The organism is Tenacibaculum sp. M1.3A (assembly GCF_057732375.1).
The window spans coordinates 115,703-133,694 of the sequence record NZ_JBYJEF010000008.1 but is presented as its reverse complement, the minus strand read 5'-3'; the positions used below and the strand labels follow the sequence as shown (position 1 = coordinate 133,694).

18 protein-coding genes and 1 pseudogene are annotated in these 17,992 nt (G+C 30.0%); 12 read left to right on the top strand and 7 right to left on the bottom strand.

Annotated features, from left to right (window positions below):
- The 5 genes and pseudogenes from AC28QF_RS12365 to AC28QF_RS12345 all read left to right on the top strand — a co-directional run.
- Positions 1 to 261 (top strand): annotated as a pseudogene (locus AC28QF_RS12365) (HlyD family secretion protein); the annotation flags it as partial.
- A 79-nt stretch (positions 262 to 340) separates the two neighbouring features.
- Complete coding sequence (locus AC28QF_RS12360; protein ID WP_488202027.1) at positions 341 to 559, top strand: hypothetical protein; 219 nt, start codon at positions 341 to 343, stop codon at positions 557 to 559.
- Between the two features lie 367 nt (positions 560 to 926).
- Positions 927 to 1,637: an LOG family protein gene (locus AC28QF_RS12355; RefSeq protein WP_488202028.1), complete on the top strand. Its 711-nt coding sequence runs from the start codon at positions 927 to 929 to the stop codon at positions 1,635 to 1,637.
- A 91-nt stretch (positions 1,638 to 1,728) separates the two neighbouring features.
- Positions 1,729 to 4,512 carry a gluzincin family metallopeptidase gene (locus AC28QF_RS12350; RefSeq protein WP_488202029.1) on the top strand — a complete coding sequence of 928 codons (2,784 nt, stop codon included), beginning with the start codon at positions 1,729 to 1,731 and terminating at the stop codon, positions 4,510 to 4,512.
- A 117-nt stretch (positions 4,513 to 4,629) separates the two neighbouring features.
- The gene (locus AC28QF_RS12345; protein WP_488202030.1) at positions 4,630 to 7,083 is read left to right on the top strand and encodes an alpha-ketoacid dehydrogenase subunit alpha/beta; all 2,454 of its coding nucleotides are present in this window, start codon (positions 4,630 to 4,632) and stop codon (positions 7,081 to 7,083) included.
- A gap of 1 nt (position 7,084) precedes the next feature.
- Here AC28QF_RS12345 and AC28QF_RS12340 read toward each other — a convergent pair whose 3' ends face one another.
- Positions 7,085 to 8,356: a DUF2851 family protein gene (locus AC28QF_RS12340; protein WP_488202031.1), complete on the bottom strand. Its 1,272-nt coding sequence runs from the start codon at positions 8,354 to 8,356 to the stop codon at positions 7,085 to 7,087.
- Positions 8,357 to 8,600: 244 nt separating this feature from the next.
- On the opposite strand from AC28QF_RS12340, the gene AC28QF_RS12335 reads away from it, so the two are divergent.
- The 3 genes from AC28QF_RS12335 to AC28QF_RS12325 all read left to right on the top strand — a co-directional run bounded on the left by AC28QF_RS12335 (position 8,601) and on the right by AC28QF_RS12325 (position 10,943).
- Complete coding sequence (locus AC28QF_RS12335) at positions 8,601 to 9,230, top strand: NAD(P)H-dependent oxidoreductase (protein ID WP_488202032.1); 630 nt, start codon at positions 8,601 to 8,603, stop codon at positions 9,228 to 9,230.
- 119 nt (positions 9,231 to 9,349) lie between these two features.
- On the top strand, positions 9,350 to 10,792 hold the full coding sequence (locus AC28QF_RS12330) for a sodium:solute symporter (RefSeq protein WP_488202033.1): 1,443 nt from the start codon (positions 9,350 to 9,352) through the stop codon (positions 10,790 to 10,792).
- Positions 10,785 to 10,943 (top strand): hypothetical protein, encoded by a 159-nt coding sequence (locus AC28QF_RS12325; RefSeq protein WP_488202034.1) that lies wholly within the window; start codon positions 10,785 to 10,787, stop codon positions 10,941 to 10,943. The genes AC28QF_RS12330 and AC28QF_RS12325 overlap by 8 nt, the downstream gene beginning before the upstream one ends.
- A gap of 80 nt (positions 10,944 to 11,023) precedes the next feature.
- Here the strand turns inward: AC28QF_RS12325 and AC28QF_RS12320 are convergent, their stop codons facing one another.
- The 3 genes from AC28QF_RS12320 to AC28QF_RS12310 form a co-directional block, all read right to left on the bottom strand.
- On the bottom strand, positions 11,024 to 11,281 hold the full coding sequence (locus AC28QF_RS12320; protein ID WP_315944512.1) for a DUF6952 family protein: 258 nt from the start codon (positions 11,279 to 11,281) through the stop codon (positions 11,024 to 11,026).
- An 80-nt stretch (positions 11,282 to 11,361) separates the two neighbouring features.
- Positions 11,362 to 11,670, bottom strand: coding sequence for a thioredoxin family protein (locus tag AC28QF_RS12315; protein WP_488202035.1), 309 nt, complete (start codon positions 11,668 to 11,670; stop codon positions 11,362 to 11,364).
- A 77-nt stretch (positions 11,671 to 11,747) separates the two neighbouring features.
- Complete coding sequence (locus tag AC28QF_RS12310; RefSeq protein WP_315944510.1) at positions 11,748 to 12,389, bottom strand: peroxiredoxin; 642 nt, start codon at positions 12,387 to 12,389, stop codon at positions 11,748 to 11,750.
- 266 nt (positions 12,390 to 12,655) lie between these two features.
- Here AC28QF_RS12310 and AC28QF_RS12305 point away from each other — a divergent pair, with 266 nt between their 5' ends.
- Entirely contained in the window at positions 12,656 to 13,225 is a 570-nt protein-coding gene (locus tag AC28QF_RS12305; RefSeq protein WP_488202036.1) for a hypothetical protein, read from the top strand.
- On the opposite strand, the gene AC28QF_RS12300 is transcribed toward AC28QF_RS12305, so the two are convergent.
- A complete protein-coding gene (locus tag AC28QF_RS12300; protein ID WP_488202037.1) occupies positions 13,222 to 14,757 on the bottom strand; it encodes a GH3 family acyl-acid amido synthetase in 1,536 nt (511 codons plus the stop codon). The genes AC28QF_RS12305 and AC28QF_RS12300 overlap by 4 nt on opposite strands.
- A gap of 156 nt (positions 14,758 to 14,913) precedes the next feature.
- Here AC28QF_RS12300 and AC28QF_RS12295 point away from each other — a divergent pair, with 156 nt between their 5' ends.
- Genes AC28QF_RS12295 through AC28QF_RS12285 form a run of 3 tightly spaced genes read left to right on the top strand, consistent with a single transcriptional unit; the run spans position 14,914 to position 15,822 of the window.
- Positions 14,914 to 15,273, top strand: a complete 360-nt coding sequence (locus AC28QF_RS12295; protein ID WP_488202038.1) for a YtxH domain-containing protein — start codon at positions 14,914 to 14,916, stop codon at positions 15,271 to 15,273.
- Entirely contained in the window at positions 15,273 to 15,635 is a 363-nt protein-coding gene (locus AC28QF_RS12290; protein WP_488202039.1) for a hypothetical protein, read from the top strand. Before AC28QF_RS12295 ends, AC28QF_RS12290 begins: the two co-directional genes overlap by 1 nt.
- Positions 15,616 to 15,822: a hypothetical protein gene (locus AC28QF_RS12285; protein WP_218773146.1), complete on the top strand. Its 207-nt coding sequence runs from the start codon at positions 15,616 to 15,618 to the stop codon at positions 15,820 to 15,822. The genes AC28QF_RS12290 and AC28QF_RS12285 overlap by 20 nt, the downstream gene beginning before the upstream one ends.
- Before the next feature lie 98 nt (positions 15,823 to 15,920).
- Here AC28QF_RS12285 and AC28QF_RS12280 read toward each other — a convergent pair whose 3' ends face one another.
- Positions 15,921 to 17,084 carry a sigma-54-dependent transcriptional regulator gene (locus AC28QF_RS12280; protein WP_488202040.1) on the bottom strand — a complete coding sequence of 388 codons (1,164 nt, stop codon included), beginning with the start codon at positions 17,082 to 17,084 and terminating at the stop codon, positions 15,921 to 15,923.
- Positions 17,085 to 17,133: 49 nt separating this feature from the next.
- On the bottom strand, positions 17,134 to 17,979 hold the full coding sequence (locus AC28QF_RS12275) for a mechanosensitive ion channel family protein (protein ID WP_488202041.1): 846 nt from the start codon (positions 17,977 to 17,979) through the stop codon (positions 17,134 to 17,136).
- Between the last annotated feature and the right edge of the window lie 13 nt (positions 17,980 to 17,992).

Genomic DNA, 17,992 nt, shown 5'->3' with positions numbered 1-17,992 from the left:
GGCCAAAAGGTTCAAATAAAATTATCAAATTATCCTGCTGATGAATTTGGTGAGCTAAACGGAAAAATAAAATCTATCTCGCAAATACCTGATGAAGAAGGTAATTACTTAATAGATGTAGAATTGCCTCAAGACTTAAAAACCACTTACAGTAAAACAATTTCTTTCAGACAAGAAATGAAAGGAACTGCTGATATTATAACAGAAGACTTACGTTTAATAGAACGTTTTTTCTATCAACTACGAAATATTATTAAATAAACATTCTTTCGCGAAGAATAGACATAAACCTTGAATGTCTTTAAATGATCAAGGATTAATAAATAATAAATTTATAATCATGAAAAAATCAATTTTAAACTTAGGTAAAGCTTTAAATGTAATTGAACAAAAGCAAATTAATGGAGGTAGAATTTCTGCACATGGAGGATACCAATGTTGTAATGCCTGGGGATGTGGAGCCTGTGTTTCAGGATCTAGCGAAAACTGTAGTAGTTACGGAGAAGGCACATATGGTCAACATTGTACTGTTAGTGGAGGGTCACAAGAAATTCAATAATCATAATGAAAAAAACAATTTTAAATTTAGGTAATAGTCTAAATAAATCTGAGCAAAAACTTATTAACGGAGGTAATGAGTACAATAGTGAACATCTTCCTAATAGACAAGGTTGCTATAATGAACCTGTTTCTAATGTTAATTGTGTTAGCCCATGGGTATATGTATCTGGTTGTGGATATACATGTATGACCGAACCAATGAATCCATAACTTATATATAAAATTATATTTTTTTAAACTGCCTAACGGCAGTTTTTTTCACTTATACTAATAAATTCTCAAAAAAAGAACTAAATTAGCAGGCTTGCTAAAAATGTAAATTTAGCAAACTAAATTGTTACATTAATTATAAAAGAATAATGAGTATGAGTCCGAATGATGATAGAAGAATAAAAGAGAAATTACAACCAAAAACTTGGAATGAAATAAAAACAAACGATTCTTGGGCTATTTTTAAAATTATGGCCGAATTTGTTGAAGGATATGAAAAATTAAGTAAAATAGGACCTTGCGTTTCTATCTTTGGTTCTGCAAGAACAAAAACAGACGACCCTTATTATAAATTAGCTGAAGAAGTTGGTTTTAAATTAACTGAAAACGGATTCGGAGTAATTACTGGAGGTGGACCAGGAATAATGGAAGCTGGTAATAAAGGAGCGCATAGAGGAAAAGGAACTTCAGTTGGATTAAACATCGAGTTACCTTTCGAGCAGCACGATAATCCTTGGGTAGATCGTGATAAAAACTTAAACTTCGATTATTTCTTCGTTCGTAAAGTAATGTTTGTAAAGTACTCTCAAGGTTTTGTTGTAATGCCTGGTGGTTTTGGTACTATGGATGAACTTTTTGAAGCAATCACATTAATTCAAACTAACAAAATTGGTCGTTTCCCTATTGTTTTAGTAGGTAGAAAATTTTGGGCAGGTTTATTAGACTGGATAAAAAACACCTTATTAGAAGAAGGTAATATTAGTGAAAAAGATTTAGACTTATTTAGAGTTGTTGATACTGCTGATGAAGCGGTAGATCACTTTAATAAATTTTACAAGAAAAACGAATTAAAACCAAACTTTTAAAAATAATTTTCAAAAAAGCTCGTTGATTCTTCAACGAGCTTTTATCTTTAATTTGAAACATCAATTACTCCTCTTTTTTATTTCACTATTCATGTCCTGTTATACAGTAACAGCGCAAACGAATACTATTGAAATAGATGCAAGATTAGATGATGAAAAGGATTTACTTCACATCAATCAAAAAATTGTTTTCTTTAACAATTCTTCAGATACTTTAAATACTATTTTTTTACATAATTGGCCTGATAGCTATAAAGACAAAAATACTCCGCTAGGAAAACGCCTTATTGAAGACTATAAAAAGGAGTTTTACTTCTCTGAAGCAAAAGAAAAAGGTTTCACTAAAATACATGAAATTACAGTTAACAATCAAATAGCTACTTTTCAAGAAAAAGAAGATCATCCTGATATAATTGAAATATCATTAAATGAAGTTCTAAATCCAAAAGACAGTTTAATTATATCTAAAAATTACACAGTAAAAATTCCGAGTGCTAGATTCACTGGGTACGGAAAAATAAAAAACGGATATCACTTACGCTTTTGGTATATTACACCTGCTGCTTACAACGGTAAATGGCATATAATGAGCAATTTAAATATTGATGATTTATATGAGAATATAACAAATTATAACATAAACATCTCTATCCCTAAAAAATATACTCTCGAGAGTAGTTTGCCTCAAAGCAAAGTGACGCAAAAAAAACATACTCATTATTATTTAAAAGGAAAAAAAAGAAAAGATATTTATCTTCATATTGACTCAATAAATCATTTCACATCTTTTAAATCAAAAGGCAAACAAATAACAACTGATACACATTTAAAAAATATACCTAGAGATACTACCATAAAAATAATAAATAAACAAATTAATTTTATTGAGCGCTTTTTAGGAAAACATCCTCATAATGAAGTTTTTATTGATGCGGCTACCATTAAAAAAAATTCGTTACACGAAATTTACGGACTTCCTAGATGGTTAAAACCTTTTCCTGAAAATTTTAGGTGGGAAATCAACTTTTTTAAAGCACTTTCTAAAAGATATATAAATGATGCACTAGTATTAAATCAACGAACAGATTATTGGTTTACAAATGGTTTAGAAACCTTTTTAATGATGAATTATATTAAAGAATATTACCCTAACATAACAGTTTTAGGTAAATACTCTAAATACTGGCCTATTAAAACGTATAATTTATCTAAACTAAAACAAAACGATAAATATTCTTTTGTCTATCAATTTAGTGCTCGGAAATTTTATGACCAACCATTAATAACCCCTTCTGATTCTCTCTCTAATTTTAACCAAAAGGTTGTTAGCGAATATAAAGCTGGATTAGGTTTGCTTTATCTTCAAGATTATATCGGAGGAGATACTTTAACTCAGTCTCTAAAAAAGTTCTACTCAAAAAATCAGCTAAAAACAACTAACAGTAATCATTTTAAAGAAATCCTTCAAAAAAGCACCTCTAAAGATTTAGCGTGGTTTTTTAATGATTATTTAAAAACGAGTAAGAAAATAGATTATAAGATATCTAAAGTAAAAACCACTAAAAGAAAAGATTCTATAGAAGTTACTATAAAAAACAAAAGAAAGATATCTTCTCCAGTAGCTTTGTATGGCATACAAAAAAAGAAGATTATATTCAAAAAATGGATTATAGGAACCGATTCAATAAAAACAATTAAAATTAAAAAAGGTGGCTTTGATAAACTAGCTTTAAATTACGAAAACATTTACCCAGAATACAATTCTCTTGATAATTTCAGAAAAGTTAATAATACACTTATTAACAAACCTCTCCAGCTCCGGTTTTTTACAGATGTTGAAAACCCGTATTACAATCAATTATTTTATTATCCTGATTTTAAATATAATTTATATGATGGTGTAATTTTAGGTGTAAACATTAACAACCAATCTGTAATAAGTCATAATTTTGAGTTTAGCTTAACACCTAATTACAGTACAAAAAGTAAAAACTTTACAGGTTCTTATGCTTTTTCTTACAACCATTTCTTTAAGAAAACTAAAATATATAAAATTCGTTATGGTTTTAGCGGAAGCAGTTTTCATTATGCACCAGAACTAGAGTACAATACATTTGCTCCTTCTGTTAGTATTCAGTTTAGAAGAAATACATTACGTGAAAACGGATTAAAACTATTAGTTGCAAGGTTAATTAGTGTTAACAAAGAAGTTGAAGCCGGCCAAGCTAAACAAGCAAGTGATAAGTACAATGTACTTAATTTAAGATACATCAACTCTAACTTTAATGCTATTAAAAGAACTCAATATGCTATTAATGCAGAATTAAACTCTAGCTTTAGTAAAATAACAACCGACTTTCGTTATCGCAAATTTTTCTCTGCAGATAGAAGTTTTGATGTTCGCTTTTTTGGAGGAATATTTTTACATAACAAATCTAAAGGAGATTATTTTAGTTTCGGATTAAACCGCGGCTCTGATTATTTATTTGAACAAAACTTATTTGGCCGTTCAGAAAACGAAGGCATCTTTAGTCAGCAATTTGTAATTGATCAAGCTGGTTTTAAATCTAAATATAGTAAACCTCAATTTTCAAATCAATTAATAACATCTATAAACACAAGTATTAGCATATATAAATGGGCTGAAATATATAATGATGCTGCAATGCTAAAAAATAAAAATAGCTCTCCTAATTATTTTTACGAAAACGGCATACGTTTAAATTTTATTCCTAATATTTTTGAATTTTACTTTCCTATTTACACCAACGAAGGTTTTGAGGTTACAAAAGAAGCATATCCTACAAAGGTTCGATTTGTAATTACAACAAGTATTGATAGAATTTATAATTTTCTTAGAAGAGGATTATTATAGATACTTCAACAAAACTTCTTTTTTTATCATTTTTTTGAAGAATATTCAGTGAGAATTGAAATTTTTAAACTTCAACTAAAAAAACTATCTTTGTAAGCACACCAAAACTAGAAGATAATGAAGCAAAAGACCGAAATAGCTAACACTCAACAACTTTCTTTTCAAGATTTTAAAAATGAAGTTTTAAACGACTATCGAATTGCTCGCTTAAGTAGAGAATGTAGTTTGCTAGGACGTAGAGAAGTTTTAACAGGTAAAGCAAAATTCGGAATTTTTGGTGATGGTAAAGAAGTACCACAATTGGCAATGGCTAAAGCTTTTCAGAATGGAGATTTTAGATCTGGTTATTACCGTGATCAAACCTTTATGATGGCAATTAACCAATTAACTCCTCAACAATTTTTTGCAGGATTATATGGTCATACAAATATTGATGCCGAACCAATGTCTGCCGGTCGTCAAATGGGAGGGCATTTTGCTACACATTCTTTAGATGAAAATGGAGATTGGAAGAACTTAACTGCTCAGAAAAATTCTTCTGCAGATATTTCTCCAACCGCAGGTCAAATGCCTCGTTTATTAGGTTTAGCACAAGCTTCTAAAATTTATCGTAATGTAGATGGTTTAGAAAATTTTACTGATTTTTCTAATAAAGGTAACGAAGTTGCTTGGGGTACCATTGGTAACGCAAGTACTTCTGAAGGTTTATTCTTCGAAACCATTAACGCTGCAGGTGTGTTGCAAGTACCAATGGTTATGAATGTTTGGGATGATGAATACGGAATCTCAGTACACGCAAAACATCAAACAACAAAAGAAAGTATTTCTGAAATTTTAAAAGGATTTCAAAAAGAAAAAGATACAAACGGTTATGAGATTTTTGTCGTAAACGGATGGGATTATGTACAATTAATTGATGTTTATAACAAAGCATCAAAAATTGCAAGAGAACAACACATACCTGTTTTAATTCATGTAAAAGAATTAACACAACCACAAGGACACTCTACTTCTGGATCTCATGAAAGATATAAATCTGCAGAGCGTTTAAAATGGGAACAAGAATTTGATTGTCTTGCTCAGATGCGTAAATGGATTTTAGAATTCGAATTACAAAATGAAGACGGAACTACTTTAAAATTTATTGATTCTGAAGAGGATTTAATAAAAATAGAAAAAGAAACTAAAAAAGAAGTTAGTAAAGCAAAACGTGATGCTTGGAGTGCTTACACAAATGAAATAAAGGAAGAAGTTGCTGCTGCTTTAGATTTACTAGAAAAAGTAGCTCAAAAAAGCAACAACGCTTCATTTATCAACAAATATAAAAACGATTTAGCTGCTATCTCTGAACCTATCAGAAAAGATATTTTAGTAGCTGCCCGTAAAACATTACGTTATTTAAAGGATGAAGATTTTGCAGAAAAAACAACACTTCAAAACTTTATTAAATCATCTATAGATAATGCTGAAGTAAAATTTTCTGCACACCTATTAAGTGAAACAGCATTGGCTGCTGAGAAAGTTTCAGCTGAAGCACCAACATATGCCGCTGAGAAAAACTTAGTAGATGCACGTGTTATTATGCGTGATAATTTTGATGCCATTTTTAGTAAATACCCTGAAGCTTTAATTTTCGGAGAAGATGCTGGATATATTGGCGATGTAAATCAAGGTTTAGAAGGTTTACAAGAAAAATATGGCGAATTAAGGGTTTCTGATACAGGTATTCGTGAAGCAACTATTTTAGGGCAAGGTATTGGAATGGCAATGCGTGGTTTACGCCCAATTGCTGAAATTCAGTATTTAGATTACCTTTTATATGCTTTACAAATTATGAGTGACGACTTGGCAACACTTCGTTACCGTACTTTTGGTAAACAAAAAGCACCGTTAATTATTCGTACTCGTGGGCACCGACTAGAAGGTATTTGGCATTCTGGTTCACCAATGGGAGGAATTATTAATAACATCCGCGGAATTCATGTATTGGTTCCAAGAAACATGACAAAAGCTGCCGGGTTCTATAACACTTTATTAGAAGGTGATGATCCTGCTTTAGTAGTAGAATGTTTAAACGGATACCGTTTAAAAGAAGAATTACCTACCAATTTAGGAGAATTTAAAACGCCAATTGGTGTTGTTGAAACAGTAAAAGAAGGAACAGATATTACCGTAATGTCTTACGGTTCTACTCTTAGAATTGTAGAAGAAGCTGCTAAAGAATTAGCACAAGTAGGTATCGATATCGAAATTGTAGATGCGCAAAGTTTATTACCTTTTGATTTAAATCACGATACGGTAAAATCGGTTGCTAAAACAAATCGTTTATTAGTAGTTGATGAAGATGTACCAGGCGGGGCTTCTGCTTATATATTACAAGAAATTGTAGAAAATCAAAACGGATACAAACACTTAGATAGTAAACCACAAACCTTAACAGCAAAAGCACATAGACCTGCTTATGGTACTGATGGTGATTACTTCTCTAAACCATCTGCTGAAGATATTTTTGAAAAAATATACGAGATTATGAATGAAGCAAATCCTGCTAAATTTAAAAGCTTGTATTAATCTATTTTCTTAACAAACTAGTACCTATTGCGCATTGTAAACAACGTTTCTTTGCGCAATAGTTATTTTTAAGCTCTAATAAAGCCTGACTTTCAAAAGCATTTTTAGAAGTGATCTTTAACTCTAAAAATTTAGTTAGTATTGAGTTTTTCTCTGGTTTAATTTGTTGCATCAATTTAAAAAAACCGTCACTATTTACTTCTCCTCTACTTTGTTCGTACACAAACTTTAACGGCAAAATGGTGTTGACCAATAATAAATCTATAAATGACTTTGTGAGTTTTTTAGCTGATTTTTTTGATTCGGTTTCAAATGTATAATGTGTCCTCCAAAAATCAGATATTGTTACTGAAAAAAAAACATAAAAATCTTCTAGTTTAATTAACTCCATCAATTTAGAAAACAAATTTTGATGTTTAAAAAACAACGCTACTAATTGTGCTATTCGAATAGTAGGAAAATTTGTTGGTCGCATTCTAAAAAATTGAAATAAACCATTAGAAATTGGTAGTAACTTATATTTATGCTCTAAATAAGCATATTCTTTTTTTAATTGAATAAAATAAGAATCTTCCACTTCATTTTCTAAAAACCCTGCTTGCCCGAATAATAAAGCTGACAATTGGAATTCATTAAAACGGACTTTTTTTAAAATTGAAAACTCAAACGATTGCGCTAACTGTAAAAAAGCTTCTCCATTAATTTTCAATCCGAAATTTTTAGCTAATAACTGAAATAAAACACTCTCGAAATCATTATTTGATTTCACTAATAACTCTTTTATTAAAACCGCCTTATTTTCTAATCGCTCAAAATACAATCGTTCTAACCAATTACTCATCAAAAAAGAATCTACTTCATTAATTTGTTGCTCACACGGAATCCAACGAAGTTGTTTAGAAAATAACGATTGATAATTATTAAGTACGTTTTTATCAATTAAACCATGCAACTCAAGAGTTGGCAATGGCTTATTATTTTTCATAAAAATAGCTGAATCAAACTGCCAAACTACGTGTAAAATTACGGCATCATAGTTTTTATCTTCTTCATGTTTGTGTAAATACCAATCAGATGAGTTGATGTGAATTTCTACATTCCCAATCCATAATTGATTATTTATTTTAAGATGTGCGTTTAAAAAATCGGGTCCAGTATTTAAGTTATGAGTCCCGGATTTAATTATTTGAATCGTTTCGTTAGCAACAGATTTTAAGCTGTTTGAAGGAAACAACTTGTTTTGCCATAAAAAATGCAGAAAATCTTCTTTCATAATCCGGAGTTAGCAATTATCTTTTGACCATTAAGATATAAAAATATTACTAAACCACTTTTTATCCGCAATTTAAACATCTCTACAAAAGTATTAATCAGATAAAAATCAACTTATTCTACTTTAACAGTTTTCCAGTAAAACAAAATCAAAGATTAAATTTATTGCCACATCAATTTTTACAATAATCAAATAGTTGTTTTTATTAAAAGCTATTGTAATTTTGTAATCTAAATAAATTAGAATGAACAGTATAGAAAATTTAAAATGGCGTTATGCTGTTAAAAAATTCGACGAAAATAAATCACTTTCAGAAGTAAAAATAAACATTTTAAAAGAAGCTTTTAATTTAACAGCTACTTCATACGGATTGCAACCAATTAAAATGGTTGTAATTCAAAACAAAGAAATTCAAGAGCAACTAGTTGTTCATTCTTGGAACCAACCACAAGTAGTACAAGCGTCACATGTATTGGTTTTATGTATTCCCAAAGAATACACGACTAACGATATTGATTCTTATTTTTCATTAGTAAAAAACATCAGAAATACTCCTGATAAAATTTTAAACCCGTTTAAAGAAATGCTTAGTTCTTCAATAGCTAGCAAAACGCAAGAAGAATTAACTATTTGGAACAAAAACCAAGCATATATAGCCTTGGGTAATTTAATGACTGTTGCAGCAAACGAGCAAATAGATTCTTGCCCAATGGAAGGTTTTATTCCTGAAAAATACGATGAAATTTTAGGTTTAGATAAACATAATTTAACATCCGTTTTAGTATTACCTGTTGGTTTTAGAGCTGAAGACGATTATATGAAAGATTTAAAAAAGGTTCGTAAAAATATAGAAGACGTAATTATAGAAATGTAATCTTAAATTAAATGGGCGGGATTGAAATGTTTCAATTCCGCTCATTTAATATTTATTAAACGCTTTACATTTAATTTACAATTACAATTTAGTACATTCGTAATTCATAATTAAACTGTATGCAACCACTACACATAATACTCCTTATTCTTGCCTATTTTGGGGTACTAATTCTTATTTCTTACATCACAAGCAAATCGGCAAATAATAACACTTTTTTTAAAGCAGATAACTCTTCACCTTGGTATTTAGTTGCCTTTGGTATGATTGGCGCTTCTTTATCGGGTGTTACTTTTATTTCTGTACCTGGTTGGATTGAAGGACAGCAAATGAGCTATATGCAAATGGTATTGGGTTATGTTGTTGGGTACGCAGTTATTGGCTTGATATTACTTCCGTTATATTATCGACTAAACCTTACTTCTATTTACACCTATTTAGAAGATCGTTTTGGTAGATATTCCTATAAAACCGGAGCCTCTTTTTTCTTACTATCAAGAACTGTAGGCGCTGCTTTTCGATTGTTTTTAGTAGCCAATGTATTGCAATTAATTTTGTTTGATGCATACGGAATTCCGTTTTGGGTAACCGTAACTATTACTATTTTATTAATTTGGTTGTACACTTTTAAAGGAGGAATAAAAACGATTGTTTGGACGGATACCCTGCAAACTTTATTTATGCTAATCGCCGTAGGAGTTTGTATTATTACTATTAAAGATGAAATGCAGATAGAAAGTTTAACCTCTTACATATCTGACAATAAACTATCTAAAATGTTCTTTTTTGATGATTGGAAATCTGGAAATTATTTTTGGAATCGATTCTTTTCTGGAGCATTTATAGCTATTGTAATGACAGGTTTAGATCAAGATATGATGCAAAAAAACTTAACATGTCGTAATTTAAAAGATGCGCAAAAAAATATGTTTTGGTTTACGCTTGTGTTAGTAATTGTAAACTTTTTCTTTTTAGCCTTAGGTATTTTATTAACCGATTATGCAACTACAAACGAAATTAACGCGCACAAAGATCAATTATTCCCAACGATTGCCATGAGTGGCGAGTTAGGTTTAGCAACTTCTTTATTCTTTTTACTAGGATTAATTGCTGCCGCTTATTCAAGTGCCGATAGCGCATTAACTTCTTTAACAACTTCTTTTAGTATTGATATTTTAGAAATTGACAAAAAAGGAGATGAACAAAAAAATATAAAAACACGAAAAAAAATACATATTTTATTTTCGTTTCTATTGATTGCTACGATTTTAGTTTTTAAATATTTTATTGCAGACGCCAGCGTGATTGCTAAGATATTTCAGTTTGCGGGCTATACTTATGGTCCGTTATTAGGTTTATATGCCTTCGGATTATTTACCAAATTAAATATAAAAGACAAGTTCGTTCCTGCAATTTGTATTGTATCGCCAATTCTTACTTATTTGATAAGTATTTTTAGCAAGTCGCAGTTAAATTTCGACTTCGGATTCTTTGTATTAGTATTAAACGGATTCATTACTTTCTTCGGATTATTAGCTATAAAAAAATCTAAAGATGCCTAAAAAAGGAAAAGCAAAAAACACCGTAAATAAAGCAAAACATACGCGTTTAATGAAACAAAAAGAGAGTAAAGTAAAACTCGAAAAACAACGAAATAAAGAGCGTTTAAAAGCGCTTGTAAAAAAGATGAACGAACAAAAAGAAACAAAATAACTTAATTTGTCTGAAACAATATTTAAACAAAAAAATCCCGAGCTTTAAAACTCGGGATTTTTAGTATATAAATCTTAAAACTATTTATCAATTGATCCTAAAACACGTTTCATAAAATTATTTAACGCTTCTTTTTTAGGAGTACCATCTTTAATCATTTTATCAACTTCAATAGCACCATACATATTAGATATCAACTCGCCAATAACATCTAATTCTTCATCTTTTAATGAAGGAACTTCTGTTAAGGCTTCTAATGTTTCAATCGTTTCTAGTATATAATCCTGATCGTTTTCTTCAATAAATGAAGTTAAGTGTTTTATAACTGGTAATTTCATAATTTTTTCTGTTTTTTCAGGTCTAGCAAAGTTGAGACCTTATTATTATAGTATCGCTACTTTGCGCAAGCTGATAGAAATTATATTACTTCGTTTACTAAATCTTTTAACACATCAAACTTATTGGTTTGTGCTTGATTTACAAACTTACCATCTACAAAAGTGGCAAAGGTTGGTAAATTACTTACATCTGCCAACTGCCTACTTTCAGGAAATTTTTCTGCATCAACAATTACAAAAACCATTGCTTCATTTTCTGAAGCTAATTTCTTAAATTTTGGTTTCATAATACGACAATTACCACACCAAGTTGCCGAAAACTGTACCGCTACTTTTTTATTGTTTGCTACTAAATCTGCTAAATTATCTTGATTTAATTCTTGTACCATAGTTTTATTTTATTAAAAAGGAGTTCGTGTATTTCATCCCCCAATTAGTACACGAACATGCTCCTTTCGTAGTATTATTAGTTTGCTGCTAAATACTCAGCTGTTCCTTTTGCGTTTGGCTTCATTGCTGTTTTACCTTCTTCCCAGTTTGCAGGACATACTTCTCCATTTTTTTGAACGTGAGCATATGCATCAATTAAACGTAAAAATTCATTTACATTACGACCTACTGGCATGTGGTTAATTCCTTCATGAAAAACAGTTCCTTCTTCATCAATTAAATAAGTAGCTCTATACGTTACATTATCTCCAACAACTTGTACTGTTTGAGTTGCTTCATCAAAAACCTCATCAGAAATATCTAAAATCCCTAAGATTGATGATAAATTACGGTTACTATCTGCTAAAATTGGGTATGTAACACCTTCAATTCCTCCGTTATCTTTTGGTTGATTTAACCATGCAAAATGCACTTCTGGAGTATCACAAGAGGCACCAATTACAATTGTATTTCTTTTTTCAAATTCTCCTAATGCTGCCTGAAAAGCATGTAACTCGGTAGGACAAACAAAAGTAAAGTCTTTTGGGTACCAGAATAACAATACTTTTTTCTTGTTATTTACTGCCTCTTCTAAAACATTTATTTTGAACGTATCTCCCATTTCGTTCATCGCATCTACATTTAAATCTGGAAATTTTTTACCTACTGCTGTTGCCATTTTTATATTTTTTTATTAATTATTATTCATTTTAACGAGTACAAATATACCAAGCAAAACAAGTAGAATAGAAAAAAACGGATGCTAATTTTTTATATTTATATCAATTTTACTTATACCTAAACTCAATAATTATTACTTTATACTATTTTAAATATTTTAACTGATCTTTTTAAATATATAAGTTAAAAGAGTTAATTATAGTTTTGTATACGTTAATTTAACTGTAGTTTTTCTATTACTTTTGATGTAACTTATTTATAGCTATGAGCAATTTAAAAAACAAAACAATTCCCAAAGAAATTTTAAACAAGGTTACAAAAGCACTTTCGTACTTTCCTTCTTTAGAAAACACACCTATTACCTTTAAATTTAAAAAGGACATTAAAAAATCGACTATGCAAGCGCAACCTGAGTTTTTAACCATTTTATTCGGAAAAAAACCAAGGCATTATGTTATTTTCATCAGCGAAAAATTTAAAATATCAGGTACAGAATTAAGAACAAGAGATATTCCTTATGATGTGTTTGTTGGTTGGATTGGTCATGAACTTGGGCATATTATGGATTATGAAGAAATGAGTAATTCTCAATTAATATGGTTTGGTTTTAAATATATCCTTCTCGAAAAACACATTATTAACGCCGAAAGAAAAGCGGATCATTTTGCTGTTCAACAAGGAATGGAAGATTATATTATGAAAACTAAAAACTTCATTTTAAATCACGCCGATATAACACAAACATATAAAAACAGAATGAAGCGTTATTATTTATCGCCAGAAGAAATTATGCAACTAGTTAACGATCGCGATAATGTTACTTTAAAACCTTAACCTTTTAAAGCTTCTTTTACAAAGGCTTCCCACTCTGTAAACTTTTCACTTCCCATAACTCTTTCCATTTTTACTTGACCTCCTTTTTTCTTATTTCTCTCGCTCCAACTATGAAAAATAGCGGCAGGTATTATATTCACCTTTACTCCTTCTAAAGCTTTACTTCTCGCTACTTTGTAATTTTTATTTGCTTCTTTTAAAAATGCGTCTAATTTTTCAGCAACTAGCGATTCATCTTCTTTTAAATCTGTTCCGATATACCAAGTATGATAAAACTCATCATCTTTGTGTCGTTTTGCACAAATAGTATATTCTGTTATTTGTGTATTAAACTGCTCTTCTAAATGCTTCATACCTGCATCCATTTTATTAACAGATAATTGCGATCCAACCGTGTTTAAGAAAAACTTAGTTCGCCCTGTAATTTTTATTTCTGCTCTTTCAACATCAGTAAATTCAATTGTATCACCTATTAGGTATCTCCACAAACCACTTACCGTACTTATTATTAAAACATAATCTTGATTTAATTCTACATCTTTTAAACTAATGGATGGTGAATCATCTTTTAACGACCCGTCTGAAAGTATATATTCAGGTTTAAAAGGAACAAATTCAAAATAAATACCTTCATTTGTATTTAACTGCATTGCGTCTGTTTCTGGTCTTACTTGTGTTGCAATATATCCTTCGGATGCTAAATAGGTATCTATTACGGTTATTTCTTTACCTAATAACGCTTTAAAACTTTTTTCATAGGGCCCAAATGCAACACCACCTGAAGTATATACTTGAAGGTTTGGCCATATTTCGTGAATATTATTTAGGTTGTGATATGCTATTACTTTTTGCAACATTAATTCTATCCAAGAAGGTATTCCGCTTAAAGCACCGATATCCCATTTTTCTGCATCTTCAGCAATTTTTTGTACGCGTGTGTCCCAATCACTTATTTTAGCAATATCTTCACCTGGTTTGTAATAGCTTTTAAACCAAAAAGGAATATTACTTGCCGTTATACCACTTATTTCACCTTCTTCTTTGTCATCTTTTCGTTGATTTAAATCAGTAGAACTGCCCAGCATCATAATTTCTTTCTCAAAAAAATCAGAAGGTAAATCGAAGTTTTTAAGGGCTAATACTTGTTTAATTCCAGATTGCCTTATCGCTTCTAACATTTCGTTAGTAACAGGTATCCTTTTACTTTCTGACCCTGTTGTTCCTGAGCTTAATGCAAAATAATCTGGACTATTAGGCCATGTTACATTTTCTTGTCCTTCATGTAACTTAAACCACCACTCTTTGTTCATTGTATCATAATCAAAATAAGGAACTTCTTTAGCAAAGGAAGTTGCTAATTGTGGTGTTTTTAAAATATCTTCAAATTTATATTGCTTACCAAACTGTGTGTTTTTTGCTGTAGCTAATAAATCATTTAAAACCTTTTCTTGATTTTCTATATGATTATCGCTCTTTACTAGTACGCTTGCTACGTCAATTATTCCTTTTATAATACCTCCTAAAACTGCCATAAACCTTAATTTTTTATCAAAAATAAGCAAGAAAAAGCATTAAACAGCACAAAAATAGCGATTGAGTTAACATTAATATTTTTTGAGTCAAGTTCTTCTCTTCTTCTCTATTACCTTTGTAGTATCAATAATTATTAACCTTAAAATAAAATAAACATGAGTGATAATAAAAATATTTTTGGAGTATTAATAGGAATCGCAGTTGGTGCTGGAATTGGGGTGTTATTTGCACCAGATAAAGGAAGTAAAACAAGACAAAAAATAGCAGATGGAGCTGTTTCTGCAAAAGAAACTATTGTTACCGAAGCTACGCATCTTAAAGATGAAGTTGCTACAAGAGCTGAGATTTTAAAAAACAATGTTTCTGATACTTTAAGTACCAAAAGCCATACGTTAGAAGAAAAATTAGATACCATTATTACAGACGCTAGTTATAAAGCTGAAGATGTAATTTCTAATTTAGAGCTGCGTCTTAAAACATTAAAGGCTAAGAACAAAAAATTTCAAACAAAATAATGTCTGTTTTTAAATCTTTACATACAAATTCAGAAAGAGCGATCGAAAAAGGCGAGGATTTTATTAAAAACTCTGAAAAATATTATAAACTAAAAGTTTTTCAGGTTTTAACCTCTTCTCTTAGCATGATTTTTAATTTTGCCATTGTAGGTATTTTTATACTTATTGCCTTTATATTTTTAGCTGTTGCAATGTCGTCAGTTATTGGTAAGTATTTAAACAATCCTTTTTTAGGATATATTTTAGTCGCATTACTTTTTTTTGCTTTTGGACTTATTGCATATTTAGTAAGAAACCGTATAGAGAACTTTGTTATTAAAAGTTTATCTGAAAAATATTTTGATGATGAAGAAACACTATAAAAACAGTCAGGAAATAACTACCGAATTAAAAAAACTACGCCTTAAACGTGATATTTCTGTTGAAGAAATTAAACTGATAAAAGAGCAGTTAAAAGAAGATTTATCAATTGCTAATTGGATAAGAACATTGGCAACCAATCTTGGTAAATTAGGTGCTTATAATTTTGCAAAAAAAATGATGAAATAACATATTATATGTATACAGGAATTTTCTTTAACGAAAAAATACCTAGAAAATGTTTTAAAACATCTTTCTAGGTATTTTTATTTAATAGCAATTTTAATTTATTTACTTGCAAATAATTTTATATCATTTTCTGACACTTCTTTCTCTCCAAGAATAATTAAACGCTCTACTACATTGCGTAATTCTCTAATATTACCGGTCCAGTCATATTCTTGTAACAATTTAATGGCACTTTTCGAAAAACCTTTTTTTGACATTCCCTGTTCTGTTGATATTTTCTCAGAAAAGAAATCTACTAATAAAGGAATATCATTTCTACGATCATTTAATGCTGGTACTTTAATTAAGATAACCGCTAAACGATGGTATAGATCTTCTCGAAACCTTCCTGCTGCAATTTCCTTTTTTAAATCTTTATTTGTGGCTGCTACAATACGTACATTTACTTTTATATCTTTATCAGAACCTACACGCTGAATCTTGTTTTCTTGTAAAGCACGTAATACTTTTGCTTGTGCCGACAAGCTCATATCCCCTATTTCATCTAAGAAAATAGTTCCGCCATTTGCGGCTTCAAACTTCCCAGCTCTATCTTTATTTGCTCCTGTAAAAGATCCTTTTACGTGACCAAACAACTCACTCTCTATTAATTCAGACGGAATCGCAGCGCAATTAACCTCAATCATTGCCCCTTTTACTCTATCTGATTTTTCGTGTAACCAATGTGCCACCAACTCTTTTCCGGTTCCATTCGGACCAGTAATTAAAACGCGTGCATCAGTTGCTGCTACTTTTTCAATGATTTCTTTAATATGAGTAATCGCATCACTCTCACCAATCATTTCGTAATTCTTGCTTACTTTCTTTTTTAATCGCTTGTTTTCTACAACCAATTCATTTTTATCTAAAGCATTACGAACCGTATTTAATAAACGATTTAAATCTGGCGGCTTAGAAATATAATCAAAAGCTCCTAAACGCATTGTGTTTACTGCGGTATCTAAATCTCCATGTCCAGAAATCATTACTATAGAAGTTTCTGGTTTTATTTTTTTAGCTTTTTCTAATACCTCAACACCGTCCATTTTTGGCATTTTAATATCACATAAAACTAAATCATAATCATTGTTTTTAATCATTTCAAATCCTGATAAACCATCTTCAGCTTCTTCAACTTGATAAGCATCATTCTCTTCTGAAATAATTTTTTTTAATACCCTGCGAATTGCAGCTTCATCTTCTATTATTAATATTTTCGACATATGTATGTATTATCTTTTTAATAATTACTAAAATGCAAGAACCAAGCCATTATACCTTCTTTTCAATAATATGAATATCTCTTTGAGGAAACGGAATTGAAATATTGTTTTCTCTAAATAATTCGTCTATCTTAAAACGTAAATCGCTCTTTGGAATTTGCGCTTGAAAACTATCATTTAATGTAAAAACAAGTTTAAAATCTAATGAACTATCTCCAAAATTTTCAAAAAACACCACTGGCTCTGGATGGCTAAAAACTTTTGAATGAGAGATGGCTGCTGTTAATAATAATTTTTTAACCAACTGTACATCGCTTCCATATGCTACACCTACTTTTACGCTTTCTCGAGTTGTGGTTCCGTTTTGTGTCCAATTATATAAACTATTCGTTAAGTACTTATGGTTAGGTATTACCAATACTTTATTATCAATAGTTACTGCTCTTGTGGTACGCAATTTTATTTCTTCTACCCTACCAACTTTATTATCTAACTCTATAATATCGCCAACATGAACACTTTTATCAAGAATGATAAAAACACCTGATATAATATCCTGAAAAAAGGTTTGCAATGCTAAACCAATACCTATTAACAATGCTGATGACGCTACTAATATTGCACTTAAATTAACTCCTGCAGAAGATAAACTTATTGAAAAAACGATCAAATAAAGAAGCCAACTTGCAAAAGAAAAGATTGTATCAAACTTATTTTCGTCTTCTTTTTCTAACCTATTCTTTACAAATTTTTTAAAATACTTAAGTATAAACCTTACTATTATAAAAGCTATGATTAACAATAAAATTGTTTTTATTGTTATATCTATTTGTTTTCCTCCTAAAGGAACTTTAATGTTTAAAAAACTTGTAATCTCTTTTAGTATATCTTTCATTTTAAAAAATTAT

Bases quoted from the DNA above. Each gene is read 5' to 3' on its own strand.
- AC28QF_RS12360 (WP_488202027.1), top strand. From the start codon at position 341: ATGAAAAAATCAATTTTAAACTTAGGTAAAGCTTTAAATGTAATTGAA.
- AC28QF_RS12330 (WP_488202033.1), top strand. From the start codon at position 9,350: ATGCAACCACTACACATAATACTCCTTATTCTTGCCTATTTTGGGGTA.
- AC28QF_RS12275 (WP_488202041.1), bottom strand. From the start codon at position 17,979: ATGAAAGATATACTAAAAGAGATTACAAGTTTTTTAAACATTAAAGTT.
- AC28QF_RS12285 (WP_218773146.1), top strand. From the start codon at position 15,616: ATGATGAAGAAACACTATAAAAACAGTCAGGAAATAACTACCGAATTA.
- AC28QF_RS12320 (WP_315944512.1), bottom strand. From the start codon at position 11,281: ATGAAATTACCAGTTATAAAACACTTAACTTCATTTATTGAAGAAAAC.
- AC28QF_RS12350 (WP_488202029.1), top strand. From the start codon at position 1,729: ATGTCCTGTTATACAGTAACAGCGCAAACGAATACTATTGAAATAGAT.
- AC28QF_RS12290 (WP_488202039.1), top strand. From the start codon at position 15,273: ATGTCTGTTTTTAAATCTTTACATACAAATTCAGAAAGAGCGATCGAA.
- AC28QF_RS12345 (WP_488202030.1), top strand. From the start codon at position 4,630: ATGAAGCAAAAGACCGAAATAGCTAACACTCAACAACTTTCTTTTCAA.
- AC28QF_RS12340 (WP_488202031.1), bottom strand. From the start codon at position 8,356: ATGAAAGAAGATTTTCTGCATTTTTTATGGCAAAACAAGTTGTTTCCT.
- AC28QF_RS12315 (WP_488202035.1), bottom strand. From the start codon at position 11,670: ATGGTACAAGAATTAAATCAAGATAATTTAGCAGATTTAGTAGCAAAC.
- AC28QF_RS12325 (WP_488202034.1), top strand. From the start codon at position 10,785: ATGCCTAAAAAAGGAAAAGCAAAAAACACCGTAAATAAAGCAAAACAT.
- AC28QF_RS12280 (WP_488202040.1), bottom strand. From the start codon at position 17,084: ATGTCGAAAATATTAATAATAGAAGATGAAGCTGCAATTCGCAGGGTA.
- AC28QF_RS12300 (WP_488202037.1), bottom strand. From the start codon at position 14,757: ATGGCAGTTTTAGGAGGTATTATAAAAGGAATAATTGACGTAGCAAGC.
- AC28QF_RS12335 (WP_488202032.1), top strand. From the start codon at position 8,601: ATGAACAGTATAGAAAATTTAAAATGGCGTTATGCTGTTAAAAAATTC.
- AC28QF_RS12355 (WP_488202028.1), top strand. From the start codon at position 927: ATGAGTCCGAATGATGATAGAAGAATAAAAGAGAAATTACAACCAAAA.
- AC28QF_RS12310 (WP_315944510.1), bottom strand. From the start codon at position 12,389: ATGGCAACAGCAGTAGGTAAAAAATTTCCAGATTTAAATGTAGATGCG.
- AC28QF_RS12305 (WP_488202036.1), top strand. From the start codon at position 12,656: ATGAGCAATTTAAAAAACAAAACAATTCCCAAAGAAATTTTAAACAAG.
- AC28QF_RS12295 (WP_488202038.1), top strand. From the start codon at position 14,914: ATGAGTGATAATAAAAATATTTTTGGAGTATTAATAGGAATCGCAGTT.